Source organism: Actinomadura nitritigenes, assembly GCF_017573545.1.
Lineage (GTDB): Bacteria > Actinomycetota > Actinomycetes > Streptosporangiales > Streptosporangiaceae > Spirillospora > Spirillospora nitritigenes.
The window spans coordinates 296,811-322,030 of record NZ_JAGEOK010000007.1; the positions used below are offsets into that span (position 1 = coordinate 296,811).

The 25,220-nt window shown below is 75.3% G+C and carries 25 protein-coding genes; 3 read left to right on the forward strand and 22 right to left on the reverse strand.

Annotation, left to right across the window (positions count from 1 at the left end):
- Positions 1-81 precede the first annotated feature (81 nt).
- Complete coding sequence (locus J4557_RS13070; RefSeq protein WP_208266759.1) at positions 82-663, forward strand: TetR/AcrR family transcriptional regulator; 582 nt, start codon at positions 82-84, stop codon at positions 661-663.
- Positions 664-920: 257 nt separating this feature from the next.
- Here the strand turns inward: J4557_RS13070 and J4557_RS13075 are convergent, their stop codons facing one another.
- From J4557_RS13075 to J4557_RS13175, 21 genes are all read right to left on the reverse strand, one after another.
- The gene (locus J4557_RS13075; RefSeq protein WP_208266760.1) at positions 921-1,892 is read right to left on the reverse strand and encodes a hypothetical protein; all 972 of its coding nucleotides are present in this window, start codon (positions 1,890-1,892) and stop codon (positions 921-923) included.
- Positions 1,893-2,033: 141 nt separating this feature from the next.
- The gene (locus J4557_RS13080; RefSeq protein ID WP_208266761.1) at positions 2,034-3,197 is read right to left on the reverse strand and encodes an alpha/beta hydrolase; all 1,164 of its coding nucleotides are present in this window, start codon (positions 3,195-3,197) and stop codon (positions 2,034-2,036) included.
- Between the two features lie 112 nt (positions 3,198-3,309).
- The gene (locus J4557_RS13085; protein ID WP_208266762.1) at positions 3,310-4,212 is read right to left on the reverse strand and encodes a LysR family transcriptional regulator; all 903 of its coding nucleotides are present in this window, start codon (positions 4,210-4,212) and stop codon (positions 3,310-3,312) included.
- A gap of 28 nt (positions 4,213-4,240) precedes the next feature.
- Positions 4,241-4,711: an OsmC family protein gene (locus tag J4557_RS13090; protein ID WP_208266763.1), complete on the reverse strand. Its 471-nt coding sequence runs from the start codon at positions 4,709-4,711 to the stop codon at positions 4,241-4,243.
- Between the two features lie 45 nt (positions 4,712-4,756).
- Positions 4,757-5,386, reverse strand: a complete 630-nt coding sequence (locus J4557_RS13095; RefSeq protein ID WP_208266764.1) for a GntR family transcriptional regulator — start codon at positions 5,384-5,386, stop codon at positions 4,757-4,759.
- 54 nt (positions 5,387-5,440) lie between these two features.
- On the reverse strand, positions 5,441-5,875 hold the full coding sequence (locus tag J4557_RS13100) for a carboxymuconolactone decarboxylase family protein (protein ID WP_208266765.1): 435 nt from the start codon (positions 5,873-5,875) through the stop codon (positions 5,441-5,443).
- Positions 5,872-6,684, reverse strand: coding sequence for a class I SAM-dependent methyltransferase (locus tag J4557_RS13105; RefSeq protein ID WP_208266766.1), 813 nt, complete (start codon positions 6,682-6,684; stop codon positions 5,872-5,874). Before J4557_RS13105 ends, J4557_RS13100 begins: the two co-directional genes overlap by 4 nt.
- Entirely contained in the window at positions 6,681-8,357 is a 1,677-nt protein-coding gene (locus tag J4557_RS13110) for a class I adenylate-forming enzyme family protein (RefSeq protein WP_208266767.1), read from the reverse strand. Before J4557_RS13110 ends, J4557_RS13105 begins: the two co-directional genes overlap by 4 nt.
- On the reverse strand, positions 8,354-10,075 hold the full coding sequence (locus J4557_RS13115) for a CoA transferase (protein ID WP_208266768.1): 1,722 nt from the start codon (positions 10,073-10,075) through the stop codon (positions 8,354-8,356). Before J4557_RS13115 ends, J4557_RS13110 begins: the two co-directional genes overlap by 4 nt.
- Positions 10,066-11,691 carry a class I adenylate-forming enzyme family protein gene (locus J4557_RS13120; protein WP_208266769.1) on the reverse strand — a complete coding sequence of 542 codons (1,626 nt, stop codon included), beginning with the start codon at positions 11,689-11,691 and terminating at the stop codon, positions 10,066-10,068. Before J4557_RS13120 ends, J4557_RS13115 begins: the two co-directional genes overlap by 10 nt.
- A 4-nt stretch (positions 11,692-11,695) precedes the next feature.
- On the reverse strand, positions 11,696-13,171 hold the full coding sequence (locus J4557_RS13125) for a protoporphyrinogen/coproporphyrinogen oxidase (protein ID WP_208266770.1): 1,476 nt from the start codon (positions 13,169-13,171) through the stop codon (positions 11,696-11,698).
- A complete protein-coding gene (locus J4557_RS13130; RefSeq protein ID WP_208266771.1) occupies positions 13,168-14,142 on the reverse strand; it encodes a UbiA family prenyltransferase in 975 nt (324 codons plus the stop codon). The genes J4557_RS13125 and J4557_RS13130 overlap by 4 nt, the downstream gene beginning before the upstream one ends.
- Complete coding sequence (locus tag J4557_RS13135; protein ID WP_208266772.1) at positions 14,139-15,290, reverse strand: DegT/DnrJ/EryC1/StrS family aminotransferase; 1,152 nt, start codon at positions 15,288-15,290, stop codon at positions 14,139-14,141. The genes J4557_RS13130 and J4557_RS13135 overlap by 4 nt, the downstream gene beginning before the upstream one ends.
- Entirely contained in the window at positions 15,287-16,483 is a 1,197-nt protein-coding gene (locus tag J4557_RS13140; RefSeq protein ID WP_307799725.1) for a DegT/DnrJ/EryC1/StrS family aminotransferase, read from the reverse strand. Before J4557_RS13140 ends, J4557_RS13135 begins: the two co-directional genes overlap by 4 nt.
- A gap of 125 nt (positions 16,484-16,608) precedes the next feature.
- Positions 16,609-17,136, reverse strand: a complete 528-nt coding sequence (locus tag J4557_RS13145) for an EF-hand domain-containing protein (RefSeq protein ID WP_208266773.1) — start codon at positions 17,134-17,136, stop codon at positions 16,609-16,611.
- Positions 17,137-17,385: 249 nt separating this feature from the next.
- A complete protein-coding gene (locus J4557_RS13150) occupies positions 17,386-17,802 on the reverse strand; it encodes a DUF6917 domain-containing protein (protein ID WP_208266774.1) in 417 nt (138 codons plus the stop codon).
- A complete protein-coding gene (locus J4557_RS13155) occupies positions 17,799-18,797 on the reverse strand; it encodes a Gfo/Idh/MocA family protein (protein WP_208266775.1) in 999 nt (332 codons plus the stop codon). The genes J4557_RS13150 and J4557_RS13155 overlap by 4 nt, the downstream gene beginning before the upstream one ends.
- Positions 18,794-19,969: an Ldh family oxidoreductase gene (locus J4557_RS13160; RefSeq protein ID WP_208266776.1), complete on the reverse strand. Its 1,176-nt coding sequence runs from the start codon at positions 19,967-19,969 to the stop codon at positions 18,794-18,796. The genes J4557_RS13155 and J4557_RS13160 overlap by 4 nt, the downstream gene beginning before the upstream one ends.
- On the reverse strand, positions 19,966-21,264 hold the full coding sequence (locus J4557_RS13165) for a M20/M25/M40 family metallo-hydrolase (RefSeq protein ID WP_208266777.1): 1,299 nt from the start codon (positions 21,262-21,264) through the stop codon (positions 19,966-19,968). The genes J4557_RS13160 and J4557_RS13165 overlap by 4 nt, the downstream gene beginning before the upstream one ends.
- On the reverse strand, positions 21,261-22,139 hold the full coding sequence (locus J4557_RS13170) for a sugar phosphate isomerase/epimerase family protein (protein ID WP_208266778.1): 879 nt from the start codon (positions 22,137-22,139) through the stop codon (positions 21,261-21,263). The genes J4557_RS13165 and J4557_RS13170 overlap by 4 nt, the downstream gene beginning before the upstream one ends.
- On the reverse strand, positions 22,120-23,124 hold the full coding sequence (locus J4557_RS13175) for a Gfo/Idh/MocA family oxidoreductase (RefSeq protein ID WP_243775653.1): 1,005 nt from the start codon (positions 23,122-23,124) through the stop codon (positions 22,120-22,122). The genes J4557_RS13170 and J4557_RS13175 overlap by 20 nt, the downstream gene beginning before the upstream one ends.
- Positions 23,125-23,420: 296 nt before the next feature.
- Here J4557_RS13175 and J4557_RS13180 point away from each other — a divergent pair, with 296 nt between their 5' ends.
- On the forward strand, positions 23,421-23,783 hold the full coding sequence (locus J4557_RS13180) for a hypothetical protein (RefSeq protein ID WP_208266780.1): 363 nt from the start codon (positions 23,421-23,423) through the stop codon (positions 23,781-23,783).
- 83 nt (positions 23,784-23,866) lie between these two features.
- On the opposite strand, the gene J4557_RS13185 is transcribed toward J4557_RS13180, so the two are convergent.
- Complete coding sequence (locus J4557_RS13185; protein ID WP_208266781.1) at positions 23,867-24,577, reverse strand: PIN domain-containing protein; 711 nt, start codon at positions 24,575-24,577, stop codon at positions 23,867-23,869.
- 80 nt (positions 24,578-24,657) lie between these two features.
- Between J4557_RS13185 and J4557_RS13190 the strand changes: the two genes are divergently transcribed.
- Positions 24,658-25,146: a MarR family winged helix-turn-helix transcriptional regulator gene (locus J4557_RS13190; protein ID WP_208266782.1), complete on the forward strand. Its 489-nt coding sequence runs from the start codon at positions 24,658-24,660 to the stop codon at positions 25,144-25,146.
- Positions 25,147-25,220: the final 74 nt, after the last annotated feature.

A 25,220-nucleotide genomic window follows, 5' to 3' on the forward strand; every position in this document is an offset into this window, starting at 1 on the left:
CCGGCTCCTAGCATCGCTAGGCTTCCGATTCCAGCTAGCTTTAGTACTGCTCGCTAGTCTAGCGATGCTAGGATTCGAGCCGTGTCCGTACAGGAACGCCGAGAGCGCGAGCGAGCAGAACGTCACCGGCTGATCATCAGGGCGGCCCGGGAGATGGCCGAAGCCGAGGGCTGGGAGTCGGTGACCACCCGGCGGCTGGCCGAGCGCGTCGAGTACAGCCAGCCCGTCCTCTACAGCCATTTCAAGGGCAAGGACGCCATCGTCGCGGCGGTGGCGCTGGACGGGTTCGGCGAGCTGGCCGACCTCCTGCGGGAGGCGCGGACGGCGAGATCGGCCCCGGAGAGCGCCCTGCGCGCGGTGGCCGCGGCGTACCTGGAGTTCGCCCGGGAGCGGCCTGCCCTGTACGACGCGATGTTCGTCCAGCGGATCGACGTGACGTTCGGCACCGGCGAGTCGCCCGAGCCGCTGCGGGACGCCTTCGGGGAGTTCGTGGCCGCGCTGGAGCCGCTCGCGGGCGAGCGGGACGTAGAGACGCTCGCGGAGGTGACCTGGGGGGCGCTGCACGGCCTCGCCACCCTCGCACACGGGCACCGGCTGCGCCCTGGCCGCACCGATGACCGCCTCGATCTCCTGCTGACACCGATCATCCAGGCCGGCCGTTGACGGCTCGCAGGAGCCTGGCACCGCGGGCCGGTGAGAGCCGGCCGCTGACGGCTCACGGGAGCCGGGACCTGCCGGGAGTCCCGCACCGCAGCGTCGCGGCAGCCGGGCACCGCGGGCCGAGCACCTCGGGCCGATTGGCGCCGGGGCGCAGGGGCCGGTCGGGGCAAGGGCGCAGGGGGCTGGTGGGGGCCGGGGCACAGGGGCTGGTTGGGGTCGGGGCGCAGGGGGTTGGTTGCCGGGGTCCGTGCCGCGGGGGGTCATCGGAGTTCACCCTCGCGCGACCTTACGGCCTTGAGCAGGGCGGCCAGCATGACGCATCCGGCGGCGATGCTCAGCCCGTACTCGACGACGGAGACGGCCGGATACTCGGCGGCCGTGTAACCGCCGGGCCTGATGAGCGCCCACGGGAGCTTCCACGCCGCCCATGCGAACAGCGATCCCGACGACGTGAAGGCCACCGCCATGGGGATCCACAGGGGCATTCTCGGGCGGCCCGTGGCGGCGACGCGGATCGCCACGGTGCCCATGACCGCCCAGAGCGCGGAGTTGCCGAGGAGCAGCCGCCCGTTGACGTCCATCACGTCGCGGTGCGCGAGACCGAGCGTGCCGCCCGCCGTCCAGTACGTCCACAGGAGGACCGGTACCGCGACCAGGAGGTACAAGGCTCGCAGACGGGTCCGGCCGAGCCGCGCGGGCGCGCGGTCGCCGACCCGCCCGAGGAAGGCGGCCGGCCACCTCTCGCGCAGGTAGACGGGGAGCGCCAGGGCCAGCCCGAGGGCCATGCCCGCGAATCCGATGGTGATGAAGACCACCTCCCATGACGGCATGGCGTCCCCACCGTCGGAGCCGCCGGAGCCGCCGTCCGAATCCCCTCCCAGGAACGCGCTCGCGATCATGTAGGGGATCATCGGGATGAGGAAACCCGCAGCGGTCCAGGCGAAGAAGACCAGTGGCGGTGCCGGGACGCGGCGCCCCCAGCGCTGCGCGAGGACCAGTCCCAGAACGACGCCCACCACCGACATGGCGACGGTGACCGCGTTCAGCACGATCCAGTCGCCGTCGCTGAAGGATGACGGCGTGTGCCCGAGCAGCGCCGCCACCACCCACACGACCTTCACCAGGAGGTAGAGCGACAGCGACAGGGCGGCCCCGTAGCCGCCCGCCACGCGCATCGCCGACCATCCGGCGCCGATCCGTTCCGTCTCGACCGGTGCCGCAGTGCCGCTCACCTGTGCGTCCAACCCGTGTCCATGGTGGCGAGCCTTCCGGCGGGCGCCCGGCCGCCGCCTCCCCCGCGAGGACCATTCGCCTCACCCGCGCGGGTGAGCATGCGAGAAGCCGCCCCTCCGGGGCGGCTCCGCGCGTGGGCCCTAGCGGTCGGCCGGGAGGAAGCGGTCGAGGGCGTCGGCGACCAGGTCGGGCTTCTCCAGCGTCTGCATGTGCGGCGTCCCCGGCAGCACCTGGTACGTCGAGCCGGGGATGCGCTCGGCGACGCCCGACATGATCTCCGGCGTGGTGGAGTAGTCCTCCTCCCCCACCAAGACCAGGGTCGGCGCGTCGAGCGCGGCGAGCTTGCCCTGGACGTCGACGTCCTTGAAGGCGCGCCAGGCGGCGGCCCAGTCGGCGGGGTCGAAGCGCCGGATGAGCTCCCGGGCGTACTGCACGCCCCATTCGTTCGTGGCGAGGGCCGGGGCGGTGAACCAGCGCGTCAGCGTCGGGACGATCTGCGCCTCCATGCCGTCGACCTCTCCGGAGCGCGCCCGCCCCTCGAATGAGGGGAACGGGTGGTCGGTGGTGGCGAGGAGCGCCAGGGACTCGATCCGCTCGGGCGAGTGGACCGCGAACGTCTGCGCGATGCCGCCTCCCATGGACAGCCCGACCACGCTCGCGCGGTCCACGCCGAACGCGTCGAGGACGCCGCCCATGTCGCGGGCGAGGTCGTCCATGGAGAACGGGCGGGGCGCGCCGGCCGCCGCGCCGTGGCCGCGGAAGTCGTAGGCGAAGACGCGGCGGCCCCGCGACAGGCGTTCCATGACGGGCTCCCACATCCGCCAGTCCACGCCGAGGGAATGCGACAGGATCACTGCGGGGCCGTGGTCGCCCTTCTGCGCGACCACGGTCTCGTGGTCGGCCAGCTTGACGCGGTGGAGCTCCGGCTGGTTCGGGACGCCCGCCTCCTGCAGCACCTCTTGCACCACGTCCAACGCGTTCAGCGCGCGCGGGAAGCCCGCGTAGACCGCAATGTGCTCTGCAAGTGCGAGCAGTTCGTGGGGGGCGACGCCCTGGTGCAGCGCGGCGCGCACGTGGCTGGCCAGGCGCCGGTCGGCGCCGCCGATGGACGCCACGATCGCCGTGCTCGCGATCTCCCGGTCCCGGCGGCTCAGCTCGGCCCGCGCCAGCGGCCCGCCGAACGCCCCGTCGAGCACGGTCTCGTACATCTGCGAAGAAATCCGGCGCACGTCGTCGAAGGCCTCCTCGGCCCGTACGCCCATTAGGCCCTCGTACGCCCTGCGCCCACGCTCGTCACGGTCCATCGTTCCGCTCCACTTCCCGGTAACCCCCGCGCTGTGCGGGAACACGTTGATCGTCGCGCGGCGGCGGGTCAGATGTCCAAGACATGAATCAGCTGCTGGTGAGACATCTGACTTATGAACCGACGGACGCGAGCTCCGGGTGGTCCCGCATGAAGGCGATGAGCGCCGACAGCGCCGGGCCCGGCCTGCGGCCCGCCGGCCACGCCAGCGACGGCGCCCAGGTCGGCTCCGGATCCAGCCGGACGACGGCGACCGGGAGCCCCGGCTCCTCCGCGACCGAGCGGGGGACGACGGCCGCGGCGAGGCCCACGCTCGCCATGGCGCGGGCCGTGCTGTACTCGCGGGTCTCGAGCCGGATCCGCGCCGCCGCCCCCGCCTCGGCGAGGGCCGACAGCACGATCTCCCGGATCGTCGACCCCGGCGAGAAGCAGGCGAGATCGATGCCGTCCAGCGCCGACACGGGCACCCGGTAGCGGCCGGCCAGCGGCGCCGACTCCGCCGTGATGAGGACGAGCGGCTCCTCGCCCAGCGGCAGCGAGGCGACCCGGCGGCCCGCCTCCTGCGGAGGCAGCCGGACGACGGTCGCCGCGTCGAGCCGCCCGCCGTGCAGGCCGGCGACCATCTCCTCGGTGTTGGTCTCCCGCAGTTCGACGTCGACCATGGGGAACTCGGCGGAGAACGCGGCCAGCAGGCGGGCCAGCCGCGCCGTCAGCCCGCGCGCGACGCCCAGCCGGATGCGGCCTCGCGTCCCTGCGGCCCAGCCCTGCATCTCCTCCTCCACCGCCGCGATGTCGGAGAGGATGCGTTCCGCGTGTTCGAGGAGCGCCGCCCCGGCCGGAGTGAGCTCCACGCGGTGGTTGTTGCGGTCGAACAGGTCGACGCCGAGGTGCCGTTCGAGCTTGCGGATCTGCTGGGACAGCGCCGGCTGCGCCACCCGCAGCGTCTCCGCGGCGCGGGTGAAGTGCAGTTCCCGCGCGACCGCCCTGAAGTACTCGAGCTGGCGTGATCCCATCATCACGCCAGCATCTCACCCTAAGGCGCGGTCAGACCGCCGTCATCTCGGCTTCGTGCCGGACCGGGAAGTTCACCGAGCTCGCGATGAAGCACACCTCGTGGGCCCGGGCGTGCAACCGGGCGGCCTCGTCGGCCCGCGCCGGGTCCGCGAGGGTCACCTCGGGGCGCAGGACGACCTCCTCGAACCGGCCGCCGCCGTCCGGCGTCTCGATCATCGTCCCGTGGGGGCGGTCGACGTAGCCGGTGACGGCGATCCCCGCGCCCGCGCAGAGCCCGAGGAACGACAGCATGTGGCACTGCGAGAGCGCCGCGACGAGCAGCTCCTCCGGGTTCCAGCGGGACGGGTCGCCGCGGAACGAGGGGTCCGAACTGCCCGCGATCGGCGCCTTCCCCTCGGCCTCCACGTCGTGGGCCCGCTCGTAGGAGCGGTAGGAGCTGGTCCCGGATCCGGTGTCGCCCGTCCAGGTCACCGTCACCTCGTAGTGATGGGTCTTCGGCATCGCAGGTCCTCCTCTGGTCGTCCGGACGTCCGCCTGGCAGGCGTCTCAGGTGAGCGTCGCCCTGGTGGCGCGGGCGTGGTCGCCCGCGATGCGGCCGGCGAGCTCCCGGTCGCCCTGGGCGATCGCGCGCAGCAGCCGGCGGTGCTCGTCCGCCACCGTGTCCGGGCGGTCCGGGGCGGCGAGCGAGTCGCGCGTCGAGACGATGATCTGGTCCCACAGCCGGTCGAGGGTCTCCAGCGCGATCGGGTTGCCGGCCATCTCCGCGATCCCCCGGTGGAACCCCCGGTTCAGGCCGATCGCCCGGTCGAGGTCGCCGGCCGCCGTGACCTCCTCGAGCAGCACCGCGTGCCGCTCGAGGTCGTCCAGGTCGGCGGGCGGGACCCGCCCCGCCCGCTGCCGGTCGGCGGCGAGCTCGGCGGTGAGCGCCTCCAGCGCCGCGCGCACCTCGTAGGCGTGGCCGAGCCGCTCGGGGGTCAGCGCGTTGACCACCACGCCACGCCCCGTCCCCTCGACGAGCCCGTCGCCCTCCAGCCGGCGGAGGGCCTCCCGGACCGGCGTCCGGCTCACCTCCAGCGCGGCGCTCACCGACAGCTCGGTGAGCCGCTCGCCCGGCATGTACCGCCCCGCGACGATCAGGTCGCGGAGCCGCCGGTACACCACATCGGTCTGCTGCACGCATGCAATGTATGCAATGGATGCAGTGCATGCAACCCGGGATCCCGGCGGCGGTCAGGCCGGCGGGGACGCGGCGATGCCGACGCGGTTCCAGGCGTTGATGGCGGCGATCGTCCAGACCAGGTGCGTCAGCCGCGTCTCGTCGAAGTGCTCGCGGGCGGCGGCGAGGACCCCGTCGGGCACTCCGGCGTCGCTGATCAACGTCATGGCCTCGGCGAGACCGAAGGCCGCGCGTTCGGGGCCGGTGAACAGGGAGCTCCCACGCCAGGACGCCAGGGCCTGGAGGCGGTCGGGGCCCTCCCCCGCCGCCTCCGCCGCCCGCGTGTGGATGGACAGGCACAGGGCGCAGCCGTTGATCTGCGAGACGCGGATGCGGACGAGTTCGGCCAGCGCCGGTCCGAGCGGCCCGCTCGCGGCGGCGTCGACCCCGGCCATCGCGGCGTGGACGTCCGGAGCGGCCGCGTGGACGTCGAGACGCGGCGCGGTCATGCCGCCTCCCCGGGCCGGCGGCCCTGCACCGAATGGAACGCGTACGAGCCGGCGCGGAAATCGGGGTGGGACAGAAGCGCGCGCACGTCGGCCAGCTGCCGGTCGGTCATCCCCGCGCGGACGAACTCGTCGCGCAGGTGGCGGGTGTGGTGGGCGAGCAGCCGCAGCCCCGGCGACCGCGCGGTCCAGAGCTCCAGGCGGCGCCGGGACGAGATGTCGACGAGCCCGGCGCGGCGCATGGCGCCGGCCGCTTCGCGTCCCCAGGCGATGTCGACGCCCCGCCCGGCCATCAGCCGGTTCTTGGTCGTCATGAGCGTCCGGTACAGCTCGTGTCCGGCGAGGTCGGGGGCCCGCAGGGACGGGGCGCAGGTGGCGTCGAACTCGTCGATCTGCAGGACACCGCCGGGTTTGAGCGCGCGGACGAGCCGGTCCAGCACCGCGCGGCGTTCGGGCAGCAGCCTCAGCAGGAGCCGGGCGTGGACGAGGTCGAACTCGCCTTCCGGAAGCGGGTCGCGGACGATGTCGTGCCGGACGACGTCGAGCCCCGGAGCGGCCGGAACACCGGAAGGACGGACGTCGGTGGCCGTGACCGCGCCGGTCGGGGCCACCCGCCGCGCCAGCCACACCGCCACGGTGCCGTTGCCCGCGCCGGCCTCCAGGCATCGCCATCCCGGCCCGACGCCCGTCCGGGCGAGCCGTTCGAACGTGAAGGGGTCGTAGGCGAGGCTCAGCAGGCGGTGCTGCTCGCTGTTGTGGTCGTCGCGGTCGCCGAAGACGCGGGACGGCGGTGGAGCCGCGACCCGGCTCACCGGCCGGCCCTCCCGTCCGGGCGCGCCGGCGCCTGCGCGGCGTCCGCGGGGACGGCCGATTCGGCGGCGATGCGGGTGAGGGCGCTGACGCTCACCTTGCCGGTGGGGCCGACCGGCAGCTCCGGGAGGACCAGGAAGCGTTCGGGCAGCTGGCGCCGGTCGACGCCGCGTTCGGCCAGGTAGGCGAGCATGGCGGCGGGGGACGGCGGCCGGGCCCCCGCGCGCGGGGCCACGCAGGCGCACAGGCGTTCGCCCAGGTCCAGGTCGTCCACGGGCACGCAGTGCGCGTCGGTGATGTCGGGGTGGGAGATGAGCGCGCGTTCGACCTGCGCCGGGAAGAGGCTGACGCCGCCGCGGATCACGGTGCGCTTGAGGCGGTCGAGCACCCGCAGCGTCCCGTCGGCGTCCAGGCTGCCGAGGTCGCCGGTGCGGACCCAGCCGCCGGGGGCGCGGTACCGGTCGTCGAGGTCCGGCGCCGCGACGTAGCAGAGCGGGGTCATCGGGCCGAGCGCCCAGATCTCCCCCGCCTCGCCGGGCCGCAGCGGCCGTCCTCGCGGATCGCGGATGCCGATCCGGGCCACGGCGGGGTCGGGCACGCCGGCCAGCCCGGGTTCCCAGCGGTGCGGGTCGCGGCCGGTGTGGCAGTTCACGCCGTCGCTGGAGCCGTAGATGTTGATGGGCGGCATGCCGAACCGGCGGACGCACGCGTCCCTGACGTGCTGGTGCACGGGCCCGGCGCTGGAGACGACGGCGCGCAGCGACGAGACGTCCGCGCCGGCCTCGTGTTCGGCCATGCGCCAGAGCATCGTGGGGACGCCGAACAGGTGGGTGGGGCGGTGCCGCTCGACGGCCCGGAGCGCGGCGGCGGCGTCGAAGCGCGGCAGCAGCACCAGGGTGCCGCCGTGGCGGGCGAGGATCGCCGACGTCCCGAGCGACCCGTACGACGAGGCCAGGGACACCAGGACCAGCGCGCGCATCCGTTCGGCGCCGCGCCGCAGGGCCCCGACGTAGTTGCCCCGGCCGCCCGCCATGGCGTTGTGGGAGTAGGCCACCATCTTCGGCTCCGACTCCGACCCGGAGGAGACGAGGATGCGGGCCGGTGCCTCCGCGTGGACACGGGCGGGCCGCCACGCGCCGGTCTGCCCGGCATCGGCTTCGTCCAGCGAACGGACGTCCGCGCGCGGCGGGGTGCCCGGAGCCCAGAGTTGCAGGCCGGACGCGGTCTCGATCGGCGGCATCGCGTCCGCCGCCGCGATGAGCGCGGCGGCGCGGGACCGCCGGATCAGGCCGGCGACGCCGCCCGGCCCGTGCGTGTGAGGGATCGGCAGGGCGACGGCGCCGATCGCCGCGACGGCCAGTTCGGCGACGACCGCGTCGCGTCCGTTGGGCTGCAGGACGGCGATGATGTCGGTGCTGCCGCGGCCCGCGGCGTGCAGTGCGGCCGCGGCGCGGCGGACGCGGGCGTCGAGCGCGGCGTAGGTGAGCGCGCCCGCGTCGTCGACGACGGCCTCGGCTTCGGGCGAGGCCCGGACGTGCTCGCGGAACAGGGTGTACAGGTCCCGGCCGGGGCACGCCCCGGCCGCGGTCCAGGCGGCTCGCGTCGCGGCGGGCACCCGGTCGGTCAGCGTGACGCCGTTGGCCGACGTCCAGACCGGAGATGCGGCGGTTCTCATGGTTCCTCCCTGCGGTGGTCGGAAGGCCGCGTGAACGTCCACGGGGCGCGGCTGTAGACGGCGGCTCCATCGGTCTCGAAGAGGGCGGCGTACGCGGGGTCGGCGGCCATCGCGGCGAGGTCGGACACGACCGGTGCCGTCGCGTCGGCGGTACGGTCGCCGACCTCGTGCGTGTCGCGCAGCAGGCGGCCGGCGTCCGCCAGGGCGGTCTCGACCCGCACGCCCGCACCGGTCCGGCCGGCGCCGAGGAGGCCCGCGACGACGCCTTCCGCGCTGATGAGCGCACCGAGCACGTCGGTGATCGTCATCAGCGTCGGCGCGGGAGGGCGGCCCGGCGGCGACAGCAGCGCCGCGACGCCGGTGTGCGCCTGGACCAGGTAGTCGGTTCCCATCGGCTGCGGCGCGGGAAGGACCTCGGCCCAGCCGCCCGCGTACGCGTAGACGAGACGGGGCTGCACGGCGACCAGGTCCGCGGCGTCCAGTGCGAACCGGGCGGCGCGGCCCGGCGCCCAGTTCTGCAGGAACACGTCCGACGAGGCGGCGAGCCGCAGCGCCGTCTCGCGGCCCGCCCGCGACTTCAGGTCCGCCTCGACGGCGCCCTTGCCGCGGTTGAGCGCGAGGAACCGGGCGGAGACCTCGCCCGCCATCGGCGGGACGCCGCGCATCGGGTCGCCGCCGGGCGGTTCGAGGCGGACGACGTCGGCGCCGAGAAGGCCGAGCACGTGCCCGGAGAGCGGTCCTTGGACCCGGTTGGCGGACTCGACGACCCGGATCCCGGCGAGCGGGCCGTCCCCGGTCCGCGGCCGTCCGTCCGGTGCGGGTGCCTCCTCGGTGGCCTGCGCGGTGGGGAGGGGGCGGAGCCGCCATGGGGAGGCGGGCGGCGGCGGGAGCGGGGTCCCGGCGTCGCTCACCGCCACGATGCCGACGCCGGCGGCCTGGGCGGCGCGGCGCACCGCCGGGTAGTCCCACGCCGCCGCAACGGCCTGCAACCCAGGGGGGAGTGTGCAGGTCGCGGTGGCGAAGCGCTGCTGGAACGGCGGCCAGCCCGCGGCGATCGCGGAGCGTTCGGCGCCCAGGCCGGTCCAGAAGCGCAGCCAGCTCTCGGCCCGGAAGGTCTCGATCTCGAAGCGGACGCCGCCGGCCGAGCGGAACGGCGGCGTCCGCTCCGCGCCCGGCTCCGGCCGGGAGGAGCCGGAGCCGGGGTCGGTGGTGGCGACGGCGACGTACTGGGTGAGGGCGAGCGCCGCCGCCTGGGCGACGGACGTCGCCGCGCGCACGGCCGTCCCGCCCCGCAGCAGGGCCAGCATCCCCGCCGTGACGGCCTGGGCCGCGAGGACGCCCGCGCACACCGAGGCGTAGTCGACGCGCAGGGCGCGCGGTCCGCCCGTGGCGCGCCCGTGCACGTGCATGATGCCGCAGGCGGCCTGCACGTCGCGCTCACCGGCCATCGGCACCGCCACGGGCCCGGACCAGCCGATGCGGCACTCGGGCAGCGCGTGGCCGCCGGAGATCCACGGTGCGCGCTCGACGCGCAGCAGGCCGGCGGGTGCGTCCGGCGGGAGCGGCGCGCCACCGGTCCTGATCGCGCAGCCGAGCGCCCGCAGCCGGGACGCGGCGACGCGCACCGCGACCGAGTCGCCGGACGCGCGCACGACCGTCCCGTCCAGCGGACGGGACGCAGGCGCCTCGACGCGGCACGCGGCAGCTCTCACGTCCATTTCCCCGTCCCGTAGGTCTCGGGGGTCACGCCGAGACGCTCGCGCAGGGCCGCGCGCCGGACCTTGCCGGTCCCGGTCCGCGGTATCCGGTCCCACGGCACGACGACCGGGTCGGCGAATTCGGGCAGGTCGGCGGTCGCCTCCCGCCACAGGGCCGGGTCCAGCCGCCCGTCCTCGGTGACGAGGACGGGCACGCAGCGGCCGCCGGGCACACCCAGGACGACGCATTCCGCGACGCCGGGCAACCGGTCTTCGAGCACGTCCTCCAGCTCGACGCAGCTGCCCTCCGGCAGGACGTCGGCCTCACGGTCCAGGAGCAGCAGGCGCCCTCCACGGGTGAGGACGCCGACGTCCCCGGTCACGAACCACTTGCCCGCGAGCTTGCGCCGGTACCGCTGCGGCTCGCCGACGTAGTCCAGGCACAGGGCCTTCGTGGCGCACACCAGCAGGCCGGGGGTGCCGCGCGGCACCGGGCGCAGGGTGTCCCGGTCGACGACGCGCAGCCGGCTGCGCCCCGGAACGGGACGGCCGAGGTCGCGGGTCGTCGGGTGCCGCTCGCGCTCGGCCCGCAGGGCGCGGCGGGTGAGGAAGCGGAAGGTGAGCGGGCCCGTCTCACTCTGCCCCCAGCCCTGCAGCCAGATCGGCCGCGGACGGCGGGTGGCGTTGAGGAACGTCCGCACCGTCGGCGGGTGGACGGCGTCGAAGGTGCTGATGTACAGGCGGACGCGGTCGAACGCGCCGGTCCGCGCCAGCCCGTCCTGCGCCCGGACATGGGGGCGCCAACGCACGTACGTCGACGGCTGGGCCTCCACGGTGGTCGGCCGGTACCGCTCCAGGAGGGGCCGGGCCTCGTCCCAGCCGGAGCCGGACACCACCAGCAGCTTCTCGGGGCCGAGCGCCATCACGCTCGCGGTCCAGGCCAGCGCGCGGCCGTGGGCGAAGGAGAAGGCGCCCGCCACCACGTCGCCGGGACGGCTGGCGAGCACGGGCCAGCGGTGCGCCTCGAAGCCGGCCAGGCGCCTCAGCAGGGTGTGCGTGGAGTGCACGACGAGCTTGGGCACCCCGGTGGTCCCGGACGTGTGCAGGATGACGAGCGGGTCGTCGACCAGCGGGCGCCGGGCCGCCGGGGCGGTGTGGCCGCGGACGTCGTCGAGCGACAGCACGGTCCCGCCTCCCCCCGCGCCTCCCGTATCGCCGTCGAGCAGCAGCGTCCGGGAGGCCAGGCAGGTCAGCGCGCCGTCCGCGGCCCGCGCGGAGTCGGCGACGAGCAGCGCCGGATCCAGCCGTTTGAGCAGGATCTCCAGGACGTCCGGGTCGAGGTGCGCCGACAGCGGCACGGGCACCGCGCCGATCCGGGACGCGGCGCAGCACAGCAGCACCAGGTCCCAGTGGTTGCGCTTGACGATCGCGACGCGGTCGCCGGGCACGGCTCCGGCCGCGGCGAACCATCCCGCGGCGTCCAGGACGAGCCGCGCCGCCGCCGGAGGGTCGAGGGCGGTGCCCAGCCCGGGGGCGATGTCCAGGGGCCGGCTGAGGTGCACGGTCGTGGCGCGGCCGCGCTCGGCCACGTCCTCGAACAGCGTGCCCAGCTCGATCCGTCTGCTGAAGGGCGCCATCGCCTCACCTCTGGTCGTCGGGACGGGAATCGCCCGCGGTCCGGAACTCGGCCGCGGTGCGGGGCCGCGCGGTCCGGCTCAGGGCCGCCGGGCGGGCGGGCCCGCCGCCGGGATCCGCCCTCGGCGGACCCGAGCGCGCCGCGAGGCAGGCCAGGACCCGTTCGGCGGCGAGCGCGGCGGACGCGACGGCGCCCTCGCTGCACGGGCGCAGCATCACCCAGTCGCCCGCGTACTCGACCGCCGAGACCGGGCGCCGGGCGAACGCGCCGCGCAGCCCCAGCGCGCGCGGCGTCGCCTCGGGCAGCCCGTGCTCGAACCGGTGCACGCGGGCGTGGACGACGTGCGCCGCCAGGCCGGGGACGAAGCGCTCGCCTCGCGCGACCAGCCGCTCCGCGACCGTCCCGTCCGGCAGCCCGAAGAGGTCGGCGCAGCCGAGCGGCGAGGCGATGAGCGACACCAGCCCGCCGCCGGCGGGCGCCCGCCCGGGATGCTTGTGGTGGTCGGCGGTGACGACGCCGAGCAGCGGGTCGTCGGCGGCGGGGATCAGCGTGGCGAAGCCGGACCGCGGACCGCCGGGCGCCAGCGGCGCGTCCAGGACGAGGCTGACGCGCAGCATCGCCGTGTAACCGCAGTCGTCCAGGAAGGCCCGTACGGCGGGGCGCTCGTCGGCGTACAGGCGCGCCGCGACGGGAGCGGGCACGGCCAGCACCGCCGCGCGCGCGGCGACGTCACCGCGCGGGGATTCCAGCCGGACCACGTCGCCCTGCTGGGTCACGCGGGTGACGGGATGGCCGGTGCTGACGTCCAGGCGGTCGGCGAGGGCGCGGGCCAGGGTGTCCATGCCGTCGCGGTAGGTGTGCCAGGACGCGGAGCTGCCGCACGTGGCCAGATGGGCGGCGAGCGGCGCGGCGGCCGAGCGTCCGGGGTCCCAGCCGAAGAAGCCGCTGACGAGCGGGCCGATGAGGTGCTCGGACACGTCCCGGTGGTAGGGGCGGACGAGGTCCGCGACGGTGTCCGCGCCGAGCGAGGAGACCTCGGGACGGGTGGGGTCGAGGTCGCCGAGCCGCACCAGCCGGGCCAGCCGCGACCGGAGCCGGAGCAGGTCGACCCGTGCCCGCGGCCCGAGGCCCGCTCCGGTCAGCAGGCCCAGGGGCCGGCCGGCGTGCGGGCGAGGGCGGCCGTCCCGCCACACCGCCAGGGCGTCGCGGACGTTCGGCACGGCCGCGGGATCGCGGTCCAGGCCGAGCGCGGTGATGAGCCGCCAGGTCGCGGGGTAGCCGGCGCGGCCCGGGAACATCTCGGCGCCGGTGTCGATCAGGCAGCCGTGCTCGCGGACCGTCCGCGTCCGCCCGCCGACGGCGCCGGCGGCCTCCAGGACCCGGACGGTGCACCCGGCCTCCGCGAGCGCGTACGCGGTCGCGAGCCCGGCGGGGCCCGCGCCCACCACGGCGACGTCCAGCGCGGGCCGCCCGGCCGTCATGCCAGTGCCCCGGCGGTCAGGTCGGCGACGACCAGCAGGACCACCGTGACGCGGTGGGCGTGGATGGCGATCCGGCGCGCGCGCAGGATGTCGCCGCGGAAGCCGATCACCAGGTGCGCCAGCCGCATCCCGACGAGCGGGAGCATGGCGACGGGGAACCACCACGGTGCGGCGCCCGCCGCCGCCGATCCGGCGATGAGCGCGAGTTGCGCTCCGGTCATCGCGGCGACGAACACCCGGTGCGCCGGCGCGGAGACGAGGGTGGCGACGGTGATGCGCCCGGCGGCGCGGTCGCCGTCGGCGTCGTTGGTGTTGGAGTACAGCCCGAACAGCATCGGCCCGGACCCGAACAGCACCGCCTGCACGACGACGAAGCCGCTCGCCCCGCCGGTCAGCAGCGCGTACGGCACCAGCGTCCAGCCGACGCCGAGGCCGATGAGGAACAGCTCCTGGAACCCGCGGTAGCTGATCTTCAGCCCCCACGAGTACTGCACGGACGCCGCCACGCACAGGGCCGCCAGCACGACCGCCCACACCGGACGGTGCGGCGCGGCGGCGACCACCGCGGCCCAGAGGGCCGAACCGATCGCGGTGGCCGCCCACGAGAACCGCAGCGCCTGCGCCTCGGTGAGCGTCCCGGCGACGAGGGGCTTGCGGGCCAGCCGGCGCCGCGCGGCGTCGGACCCGTAGTTGGCCGCGTCGCTGCCGTCGCGGTACCCGGTGACGTCGTCGAACCCCACCATGGCGGCCACCACGACCACCTCCGCGAGGAGGACCAGCGCGAGCAGCCCGAACGTCTGCGGCTTCCAGCGGACGCCGGACGCCAGCAGCGTCCACACGACCAGGAGTCCCAGGTAGTAGTCGTAGATGTCGAGCTTGGCCAGGCGGGCGTAGGCGGCGAGGTCGCCGTGCCCGGTGGCGACGGGTCGCCGGAGTGCGGTCCGCTGGTTCGTCTGGCCCGCCGTGCTCATCTCGTCCCCCTGTGGACGTCGGTGAACGCGCAGACGGTGTCGGCGATGTGCTCCACCTGCGCGTCGGTCAGGTTCGGATACAGCGGCAGCGAGAGGGTGCGCCGCGCGGCGGACTCGGCGTTCGGCCACGACCCGCCCGGCCGCGCGTAGGGCGCGAACGCGGGCTGGGCCGGCAGCGGGCGCGGGTAGTAGACGTGCGCGGTGACGCCGTGCGCGGCCAGATGGGCGTCCAGCGCGTCCCTGTCGTCGGTGAGGACGGTGTACACGTAGGGGAAGCGGCCGTCCCCGCCCTCCGGCGGCGCGGTCAGGCCGCGCTCCGCGAGCGGCGCGAAGCGGCGCGAGTAGTAGGCGGAGATCTCCGCGCGGCGGGCGAGCCGGTCGTCCAGGCCGGCCAGCCGGTGCAGCTGGAACGCGGCCATCACCTCGTCGAAGCGGCTGTTGTGGCCGATCCGGTGGTGGACGAAGCGATGGACGCCGTCCTGGCCGTGGTTGCGGAGCATCCGCACGTCCGCGGCGAGGCCGGCGTCGTCGGTGATGACCACGCCGCCCTCCCCGGGCATGCCGAACGTCTTCACCTGCACGAAGGAGTAGAGCCCCGCGTCCCCCCAGCGGCCCGCCGGGCGGCCCCGCAGCCTCCCGCCCTGGGCGAGCGCCGAGTCCTCGATCAGGCGGACCCCGCGCCGGTCGGCCAGCGCCCGGAACGCGGGCATGTCCGCCATCACCGAGAACATGTGGGCGGCCAGCAGCACCCGGGTGCGCGGCGTGATCAGCGGCTCCGCGGCGGCCGGGTCGACGGTGAGCCGGACCGGGTCGATGTCGGCGAACACGGGCCGGGCGCCGGCGTCGATGACGGTGGCGGCCAGCGGCGCGCACCCGAACGCCGGGACGACGACCTCGTCGCCGGGACCGACGTCCATCGCGGCCAGCACCAGGGTGAGCGCGGACGTGCCGCTGGAGCAGGCGACGACGCCGCCGGCGCCGATCCGGGCGGCGAGCGCGCGTTCGAGCCGCGCGGTCCGCTCGCCGAGGATGAACCTCTGGTCCCGGCCGGTCCCGACGGCGTGGACGATGCGGAGCAGCGCGTCGCGGTCCTCCTCGAACAGGTCCGGCGAGAAGAACGGGATCGTCGCGACGGGCGGGGCGGTCATCGCGGCCTCCCCGCGTAGAAGCGCTCGATCTCGTCGCAGACGCGGTCCACCTGCTCGTCGGACAGGTCGGGATAGAGCGGGACGGCGATGGCGCCCGCGCACGCGGCCTCCGCGCGCGGGAAGTCGCCGGGCCGGTGGCCGAGATGCGCGAAGCACGGCTGGAGGTGCAGCGGGACCGGATAGTAGATCTCCGTCCCGATCCCCCGGCCGGCCAGGTGCGCGGCGAGGGCGTCGCGGTCCTCGACCTGCAGGAGGTGGACGTACGGGACGCGGTCGCTTCCCGGGCGCGGTGGGAGCGAGCCGGGAACGCCGCGGACGCCGGGCACCCCGCGCAGCCGCGCGTCGTAGCGTCCGGCCAGCTCCGCGCGGCGCGCGATGTCGGCGTCGAGGGTGGTGAGCTTGGCCTGCAGGACGGCCGCCTGGACGTCGTCCATCTTGCTGTTGCGTCCCGGGACGACCGTGGCGTTGGAGATGCCGGGGAAGTTGTCGATCGTGCGGCCGCCGCGCCCGTGGTGGCGGAGCATCCGGGCGGTCTCGGCGACGGACTCCTCGTCGGTGAGCACCGCGCCGCCGTCCCCGATGCCGCCGAGCGTCTTCGCGGGGAAGAACGACAGCACCCCGCCGGCGCCGTGCAGCCCGGCGTGGACGCCGTCCATCCGCATGCCGATCGCCTCGGCACTGTCCTCCACGATCGCCAGGCCGCGGCGCCGCGCCACCGCGCCCAGCCCGCGCAGGTCCGCCATGCGGTCGAACAGGTGCACCGGCATGATCATCGAGGTGCGGGCGGTGACCGCGGCGTCCGCGGCGCCCGGGTCGAGGCCGGTGCCGTGCTCCTCGATGTCGGCGAAGACCGGGACGCCGCCGGCGAGGACCACGGCACTGGCCGTGGCGATGAACGAGTAGGCGGGGACGATCACCTCGTCGCCCGGCTCCAGCCCCGCGGCGCGCAGCAGCAGGATCAGCGCGTCCGTGCCGGAGTTGACGGCCACGACATGGCCCGCCCCGGTCCACGCCGCGAGCCGGACCTCCAGTTCGGCGACCTTCGCGCCGTGCGAGAACTTGCCGTTGTCCAGGACGTCATCGAGGTGCTTTCTGATCCCTTCCCAGTGCTTCTGGAAACTCGCGGCCTGGTCGAAGAAGGGAATGGAGGCCGACGGGACGGCACAAGGGGCTGCCGGCGGTGTTGTCTGCACGATTTCCTACACGGAGGTGAGAGGGCGGCGGGGCCGTCCGGGAGGAATTGCCGGCCCGCGGTCCGGCCCCGCGGGCCGAATGGCGGCGGAACCTCCCGGACGGCGCTCTTTCCTGGTGATCCGGGTCAGCGGCCGAGCAGCGGGATGTCGTTGCGGCCGAGGTGGTAGTCGCGGACCGCGTCGACCAGCTCGTCCACCGACAGCCGTCCGCTGTTGTCGGTGTCCAGCTCGCGGAAGGCGCGGTCGGCGACCTCTCCGTCCAGGCCGATGGCGGCGAACCAGCCGTGCATCTCCGGCGGCGACACCTCGCCGTCGCCGTCGCGGTCCAGGATGCCGACGATGGCCTCGATGGTCGGCCGCACCACGGCGGAGAACCCGGCGTCGCCCTTGCTGATGATCTCCTGTTCCGCGGCGCTCAGGAACTCCCCGCGGGTCATCCGCGGGGAGCCGGCCGCCTCCGACAGCTTGTCGAACATGCCGAGGTAGGTCCGCCGGAGCTCGTCGGCCTCCGGGGTGCCCTGGGCGCCGAGCCGGGCGATGATGTCGTCGGCCTCGCGCTCGAAGTCGGACCGCTCGATGACGCCGTTGCCGTTGCGGTCCCACAGCCGGAACCGCTCTTCGAGCCGATTGGACTGGGTGGTGGCCATGACCATTTCGTTCTCCTCCTGCACCATTCGGTGAACCGGGTGGACGAGCGAAACTCCGCGTATCCGCCGTGGTGGGCCGGATTCCGCTTCGCGTCGTTAACCCTGCCCGCGCCCATTGCCGCCGGAACATGCGCCGCAGGTAAGGGATTGATGTCTTCCCGACGAATGTCGCGTCACGGGAATGGACCGCCTTCCGGGCACGCCGAATTGCCCGGCCCTTCCATTTCGGGCGCCGGCTGTTTTTTCGGCCGATTCTCAGTGGGGCGCGGCGCCCTGGCAGAACGCCAGCCGCTCGCCCGGCGCCAGGCCGAGCTCGGTCCCGCTGCGCGCCGGCTCGGCGCGGACCAGCACGTTGTAGTGGTTGGGCAGGTGGCAGCCGTCGAAGCCGAGCAGGACGCCGATGCGCCGCCCGGCGATCCACAGTTCGTCGCCGCGGTCGAGCACGCCCCCCGCGCTGATCTCGGCGAACCCGAGGAACGCGACGCGGTCGATGCGCGCGCCGGCCGCGGTCTCACCGTGGTCGGTGGCCACCAGCTCGTGCACCTCACCGGCGCGGACGCAGCGGCTGGCGAACGGCTCCAGCCGCATGCCCCGGTCCGTCCGGCGGTGCGCCAGGACCTTGACGAGCGTCGCGGCGACCGCGCTCTTCGGCCCGTCCTCGAGCGGGTTCATCCGTCGCCTCCGGTCCGCGCACCGCTCCCCGTCCCCGTCCCGGCCTGCGGCGGAGCGGCCGCGGCGGGCGCGCGGCACTCGGCGATCCGGGTCTCCGCGAGGTGGTAGGCGGCCCGGACGAACCGGAGCGCCGCGAGGCCGCCGTCGGGCGTCCGGGGCGCCCGGACGCGCCGGTCGAAGTCCCGCAGCACGCCCACGTACTCGTGCCACAGGGAGCCCTTGAAGCCGGGATGGCCGTCGAGCATGTCGGCGTGGAGCGTGCGCCCGTCGGCGAGGCGCACCTCGACGTCCTTGCGCTCGCCGGAATACGACCAGTCGAGCAGGATCCGCGCGGCGGCCGTCCGGCTCCGCAGCCGGACGTCGGCGCGCCGGTCGGTACCGCGGGCGTCCCGCTCGATCCGGGCGGCCACCACCTCGGGCGCCGTGTCGGCGGGCCCGAGCAGCAGGCGCAGCAGGTCGAACGCGTTGGGGCCGTTGTCGGCGACGCATCCGCCGCCGCAGCGGCCCGGGTCGAGATACCAGCCGTCGTCGCCGGCGTGCTCCTCGATGCGCTCCAGGTAGCGGACGGTCACCTCGGTGATCCGGGAGCCGGCGCACTGCTCCCGCAGCCGCGCGACCGCCGCGTTGTAGCGACGGTGGAAGGCGGTGAACAGCGGGACGTTCCGCCGGTCGGCCAGCCGCCGCAACGCGTCCCCCTGCGCGACGTCCAGCGCCAGGGGCTTCTCCACGCAGACGGCGACGTCCCGCTCCAGCGCGTCGGCGCACACCCGCAGGTGCACGTCGTTCGGCACGGTGACCACCACGGCGTCTGGACGCTCCTCGTCGAGCAGCCGGACATGGTCGGTGTAGCCGGGCACGGGGCAGGCGGCCGGTTTGGCGGGGTCGCTGTCGCAGACGGCGGCCAGCCGCATGGAGGGCGAGTCGCGCAGCGCCGCGAGGTAGAAGCGGGAGATGACGCCGAGGCCGATGACGGCGACCCGCAGCGGCGCGGTCATGCCCGCTCCAGCGCCGCGGGGGCGGGGACGTCGAGGCGCGCCGCGGTGCGGCGCAGTTCCCGGTAGAGGTCCTCGCTCAGCGGGACGCCGGTGCGCAGGCGCTCCTGGGCGCGGCGGTGCTCGTGCCAGCCGGGATACCGGACGGGTTCGGAGGGGTCGGAGGGCGGGCAGCCGAGCAGGGCGCCGAACAGCGTGCCCGCGTCGAGGGCGGCGCCTGTGCGGAGCGCGTCCGGGGCGATCGCGGCGGTGAGGAACCCGATGCCGTCGTCGCGGCCGGTGGGGCCGCCGTCGCCGTCGAGCGCGTCCGGATGCGCGCCCAGCGCGGCGCCGGACACGACCGCGGCGAGGACCTCCACCGCGATGCCGAGCCCGAACCCCTTGTACTGCCCGGCCTCGCCGCCGAGCCACATCAGGTGCGCCCGCCCCTCGTCGAAGGCGGACGGGTCGGTGACCGGGGTGCCGCCGTCGTCGCGCAGCACCCCGGCGGGGAGCGGCCGCCCTTCGCGGGCGGCCTGCCGGACCCGGCCCGTGGGGGCGGCGGTCGTGCTCATGTCCAGCACGAACGGCGGATGCGGGCCGGCGGGCGCGGCGACGCTCAGCGGGTTCGTGCCCAGCATCGCCACCGCGCCGCCGGGCGGCCGCGCGATCCGCTGCCCGCCGCAGTTGGCGGCGACCAGGCCGATCATGGCGTGCTGCACCGCGCGCAGCGCGTGGTGCCCGGCGCAGCCGAAGTGGGTGGCCCCGCGCACCGCCACCATGCCGATCCCGAAGGTGGCGGCGCGCTCGACGGCGAGGTCCATGGCGGCCTCCGCCGCCCACAGGCCCAGCGCGCGCCGGGCGTCCAGCAGCACCGACGCCCCGCGGTCGGCGACCGGCCGCGGTTCGGCGCCGGGGTCGACCCGTCCGTCCTCGAACAGCGGCAGGTAGAGGCGGGTGAGGTTGGTCAGGCCGTGGGACGTCATGCCGGTGAGGTCGCCGTAGCACAGCGCGCGCGCCGCCGCGTCCGCCCGCGCGGACGGCAGTCCCTGGCGCCGGAACACCGCCACGGCGAAGTCGAGCAGGTCGGTATAGGCCGCCCGGACGGACGGGGCGGCCGTCCGCCGGGCGGTGCCGGGATCGTCCGGCCGGTCGGGGACGGGCGAGGGGCGCCGGAACGGCGAGGTCGTGGTCACGGTGATCCATTCAGGTCGTCGGTGAAGGCGGTGAGGACGCGGGAGACGGTGGCGGCGAAGTCCGCGAGCTGGCCCGCGCCGGCGAACTCCCCGTCGGCGTGGGCGTTGTTGGCGGCGAGATCCCCGGGGCCGAGCACGACGGTGCAGGCACCCGGGACCTGCGACATCCAGATCGCGTCGCAGGTGAAGGCGGGTTCGCCGGACGGCCAGGGCGCGACGCCGGCGCGGTCGCGCAGCAGCGCGTGGCCCCAGGCGTCGCGGTCGTCGAGCACGGGCAGCCCGCGCTTGAGCCATTCGAGCCGGGTGACGGCGCGGGCGTCGGCGGCGGTCCGGCCGAACAGCGGCGTGCCCGCGAAGGCGAACGCGAACTCCGTCAGCCCCTCGCTCAGCGCGTCCCGCAGGCGCCGTTCCAGGCGGCGCGCGGCCTCCGGGGAGCCGTAGGCGAGGTTGAGCAGCAGGGAGCCGCCGCCGTACACCTTGTTGTGCCGGGTGCCGGTGTGCAGGCCGGCGACGCACACGGTCGCGTCCGGCACCGAGGAACCTAGCGCGTTGCCGAGATGCTGCGCCAGGAAGCCCAGCAGGACGCTGGCGTTGTGGCCGTGGCCCGGCCGGTCGTCGACGGCGTCGTCTCCGTCCACGACGATGCGCGCGGTCATCGCGGCGGTGCTGCGGGTCAGGTACCGACCGCCGGTCGGTTCGCAGAAGACGTTCAGGCGTCCGGTGTAGCCGCGCCGGACGAGGGGCCGGGTGCCGAAGACGCCCATCGCCCCGCCCTCCTCCCCCGCGACGGCCTGCACGAGCACGCCGACGTCGCGGCCCAGGGCCGGACGTTCCGCGCGCGCGGCGCGGATCCCGGCGAGCAGCGCCACGGCGGGGCCCTTGGCGTCGATCGCGCCGCGCCCGTGGAAGCGGTCGCCGTCGAACGCGACCGGCTGCCGCCCCGCGACGGTGTCCAGGTGCACGTTGAACATCACCGTGCGGTCGGCGGGGAGGTCGTCCGGCCCGAGGCGGAGCACGAGGCTGGGCTGGCAGGCGAGGAACCCGGGACGTGCCGCGGCCGCGCGGACCGCCGCAGGAACCGGGCCGCCGTCCAGGTCGGCGGGCCCGGCCGGGGCGTGCCGGACGACCCGCAGCCCGATCCGGGCCGCGTGTCGCCGGTAGGCGACCTGGGCCTCGGCCAGCCTCGGCGGCGGCGCGTCCGGCTCCAGCGGCCCGGCGGTGGGCAGGCGGAGGAGCCGGAGGAGGAGGTCGCGGTCGCCGGGACCGAGCGGTGCGGGGAGGACGGCCGCGGTCACCGCCCGCCTCCGGCGACGCCGAGCCCGGCGATCAGGCCCTCGAGGGCCCGCCCGTAGGCGACGAACGCGGCCGGGTCGCCCGAGCCCGAGCCGAGGTGGGGGCGCAGCGCGAGATGCGGCTCGATCGACAGCACACCGCCGTACCCGTTCCGCAGCAGCGACCGCAGGCACTCGGCGACGTCCGCCTGCCCGGCCCCGGGCGGCACGAAGGCGACCTCGCCGTCCTTCCCGACGCGCGCGTCCTTGACGTGGACGTGCACCACGTACGGGAGGATCTCGCGCAGCATCGGCAGCGGCGGGTACCCGTGGGCGACGCCGTTGCCGATGTCGAACAGCAGCCGCAGCGCCGGGCCGCCGATGCCGGTGACCAGGTCCAGCATCCGGTCGGCGCGGCCGCCCGCCCATCCGGCGCAGTTCTCGTGCGCCAGGACGAGCCCGTGGTCCTCGGCGCGCCGGGCCAGCTCGCGCAGCCGCTCGCGGGCGCGGCGGCCCCACTCCGCGTCGTCCAGGCCGCCGGACGGGTACGACATGATCCGCACCAGCCGGGTGCCGAGGACGGTGCAGCGGCGGGCGAGGATCTCCAGCTCGTCGAGGTCGAGCGCGAAGTCGCCGGTGACCGGCCGCGACCAGTCGCCGATCTTGGACGCGACCGCCGCCACGTCCGTCCCCGCCGCCGCGAGCCGCTCGGCCGCCCGGCGGAACGCCCGCTCGTCCAGCCGCGCGACGGGCGTGCCGCCGATCGTGCGCAGCTCCAGCCGGTTCCAGCCGAGCTCCGCCACGGCGCCGATCTGGTCCGCGAGGGCGGGCGCGGCCTCGTCGCCGATGCCGGCGAGCCGGATCCCGTCCGGCGGGCCCTCAGCGGATCGCGCCGGCATCGCGGGCCCCCTCCTGCAGGCCGCCGGACTCGGCGCACAGCCGCTTGGCCTCGGTGAGCAGCCGGACCGCGTCGACCTGCACCGGGAGCGTCCGGTGCATCGAGGTCGCCGGCCGCGCGTAGCGGACGTACGCGCCGCGCAGGAACGCCGGGAACGCGTCGTCGGTGAACACTGTCCGGGTCGCCTCCTCGCCGGGGCGGACGGTGCGCAGCTGGGCGGTGTGGTCGGCGTCGCTGCACGGGTAGTGGCCGACGAGGACGGCCTGGTCGAAGTGCAGGGTGATGCTGCGCTCGCGGACCGGGGAGGTCAGGTCCGAGTCGATCTCGGTGCGGACGCCGGAGGCGTGCTCCAGCCGCAGCCGGGCGCGGCCGAGGCGCGGCACCCGTGTCCGTCCGAGGACCAGGTCGTCCCAGGACGCGTCGGCGATCCGCGCGCCCCCGGCGAGGCTGAGCACGACGGCGAGCGCGTGCGGCAGTTCGACGTCGAACGCGGTCGGATGGTCGCGGGCCGCGATGCTGCGGGTGAACCGCGGCTTGTTCTGGACCACGCGGATCCGCCGCAGCGCGCCGAACTCGCCGGACGCCACCGCCGCCCGGAGCCGCCGGGTGAGGGCGCTGTCGATCCAGTGCGTGGCGACCGTGACGTCCAGCTCCCAGCGGCGCCGGATCCGGGCCACCTCCGCCAGCCCGGGCAGGTCCAGGGCTAGCGGCTTCTCCACGATGATCTTGCGGTAGCCGAGCCGGGCCAGCCGGTCCAGCAGCGCGCCGCGGGCCTGCGGCGGCGTGCACAGGTGCGCCACGGTCCGCGCGGGCGGGCGGCACCGGGCCGCCTCCTCCAGCGACTCCGCCCGCATCATGCCGGGGACGTCGCCCGGCGGGCGGAGCGGGTCGAAGGCGACGACCGGCCCCCGGGCCAGCAGCCCGGGCGCGGCGGCGCGCACCTTGGCCAGCGAGGGCAGGTGCAGGCCCTGACCCGCCCTGCCCATCCCGACGATGAGAGTATGCAACATTGCAGGTCAGAGCCCTTTCCAGTGCACACGCGGGAGGCGGTTCAGGCGGCCGGGGACCGGCCTTCCTGACAGCGAGTCAAGCTAATTGACTTATCGTCACCGGTCAATGACGATCCGTGACCGAAATTGTCGATCACAAGGTAACCGCACGTCAGAGGCCAATGGCTCGCCGACATTGACCACGAACGGTGACAAGGAACTTGCTCATCGTTATGCGGCGGCAAGGGCCGGGCATCATCGCGGCGTTCCCCACCCGACTCGCAAGGAGCGGTATGCCCCTCCCCTCACGCATCGCCACCGTCGCCACCGCGCTCACGGCCGCGGTCCTGGCCGCGTCGGCGGCCCCCGCCGCCGAGGCGCGGGATCGGGCCGCGCAGCCGGAAGGCAGGATCATCGTCTTCGTCACCGAGGGCGGGCAGGTCTCCTGGGCCGGCACCCGGCTGAAGGAATATCCGGCCTCGTCGAGCTGCCAATCCTTCCCGCCGGGGGCGCACGTGGTCGCCAACTACGGCACGGCCCGGCTGCTGTTCTACTCGGACCCGTTCTGCGCCGTCCCCGTCCCGCCGCCGTTCACCTTCATTTCCCCTGGGTACGGCGCGCACGTGTCCCCGACCGGCAGTTTCCGGACCGGCTGACGGCACCAATGGAAAACCGGCGGCGGACTCGTCCGCCGCCGGTTTCCCGGCTCGATCCCGCGCCGGACGCGGGAATCGCACGTTCACGCCGCCGCGACCCCGTCGCGGGCCCGCACCTCGTGGCGGGTGCGGGGCATCAGCGCGGTGGCGGCGATCAGCCACAGCAGCCCGCCGAAGCGGACGACCGGGACGAGGAAGGCGAAGCCGGAGCCGACCAGGGTCAGCGTCCCGACCATGCCGGTGAGGGCGATCGCCAGCCCGATCCAGGCCACCGGCCGCGGCAGCAGCCCGGCGAGCAGGCCCGTCACCGACAGGCCCGCGACGAGCAGGGCGAACGTCGCGGCGTAGGCGGGGCCGCCGGACAGGAACGACAGGTCGGCCAGCGCCCGCGCGAGCGCCGGGCTCGCGTCCGCGGGGAGCCGCCCTCCGGCCCAGCCGAACATGGCGCTGAGCGCGAGCATGCCGGACGCGAGGACCCCGCCGGCCAGGGTGATCGCCGAGCCCGGCGCCGTGATGCCCAGCGCGCGCAGCCGCCGGTAGAACGCGGCGGCGGCGACCGTGAGCGGGAACGCCGACCCGAGCAGCAGGAAGGTCCCGGCCTTGACGGCGGTCCCGTGGTCCCGGGCGTACCGCAGCACCTCGGCGCCGGACGCGTCCGGATGCGGCGTCGCCCGGTTCGCCACCACGTAGGCGACGGTCAGCGCGGTGAAGGCGAGGACGGGCAGCAGCAGCGGCGGGCCCGCCTGCGGGCGGCGCCCGGATCCAGCGGGCCGCGGTGTGGTCTGCGTGTTCATGGGTCTCTCCTCTCAACGAACCGTATACGTCTGATAATGATTACAAAATGGAACGATCGTCAAGCGGCTACGATGTCGCCATGACCGCGAGCGCACCCATGCCCCGGCCCGGCGTCGCCTTCCTGCTGGCCCAGCTCGGGGCGCACGCGGCCGGGCTGTTCGCCGAACGGATCACCGGCCTCGACCTGACCCCCGCGCAGGCCGGGCTGCTGCGCATGCTGGCCGCCCGCCCCGGCCGCAGCCAGCGCGAGCTCGCCGACGACCTCGGCATGCCACCGAGCCGGTTCGTCCCGTTCGCCGACGAGCTGGAGGAACGCGGCCTCATCGAACGCCGCAGGAACCCGGCCGACCGCCGCGTCTACGCGTTGCACCTCACCGGGAAGGGCGAGACCCTGCTCGGCGAACTCGCCCAGGCGGGGATGGAGCACGAGCGGCTGCTCTGCGAGGCCCTCACGGACGAGGAGCACGACCGGCTCCTCGTCCTCCTCCGCCGCATGGCCGACCAGCAGGGCCTGCGCCCCGACGTGCACCCCGGCTACCGCAACCTGCGTCCCAGGCCCGGCGCCTGACACCGCGGGCCAGGAGAAGGGGGCCTGGAAGGTGCGCGTTTACCCGTTCACCAGCGACTCATTAGAGCGGGTCC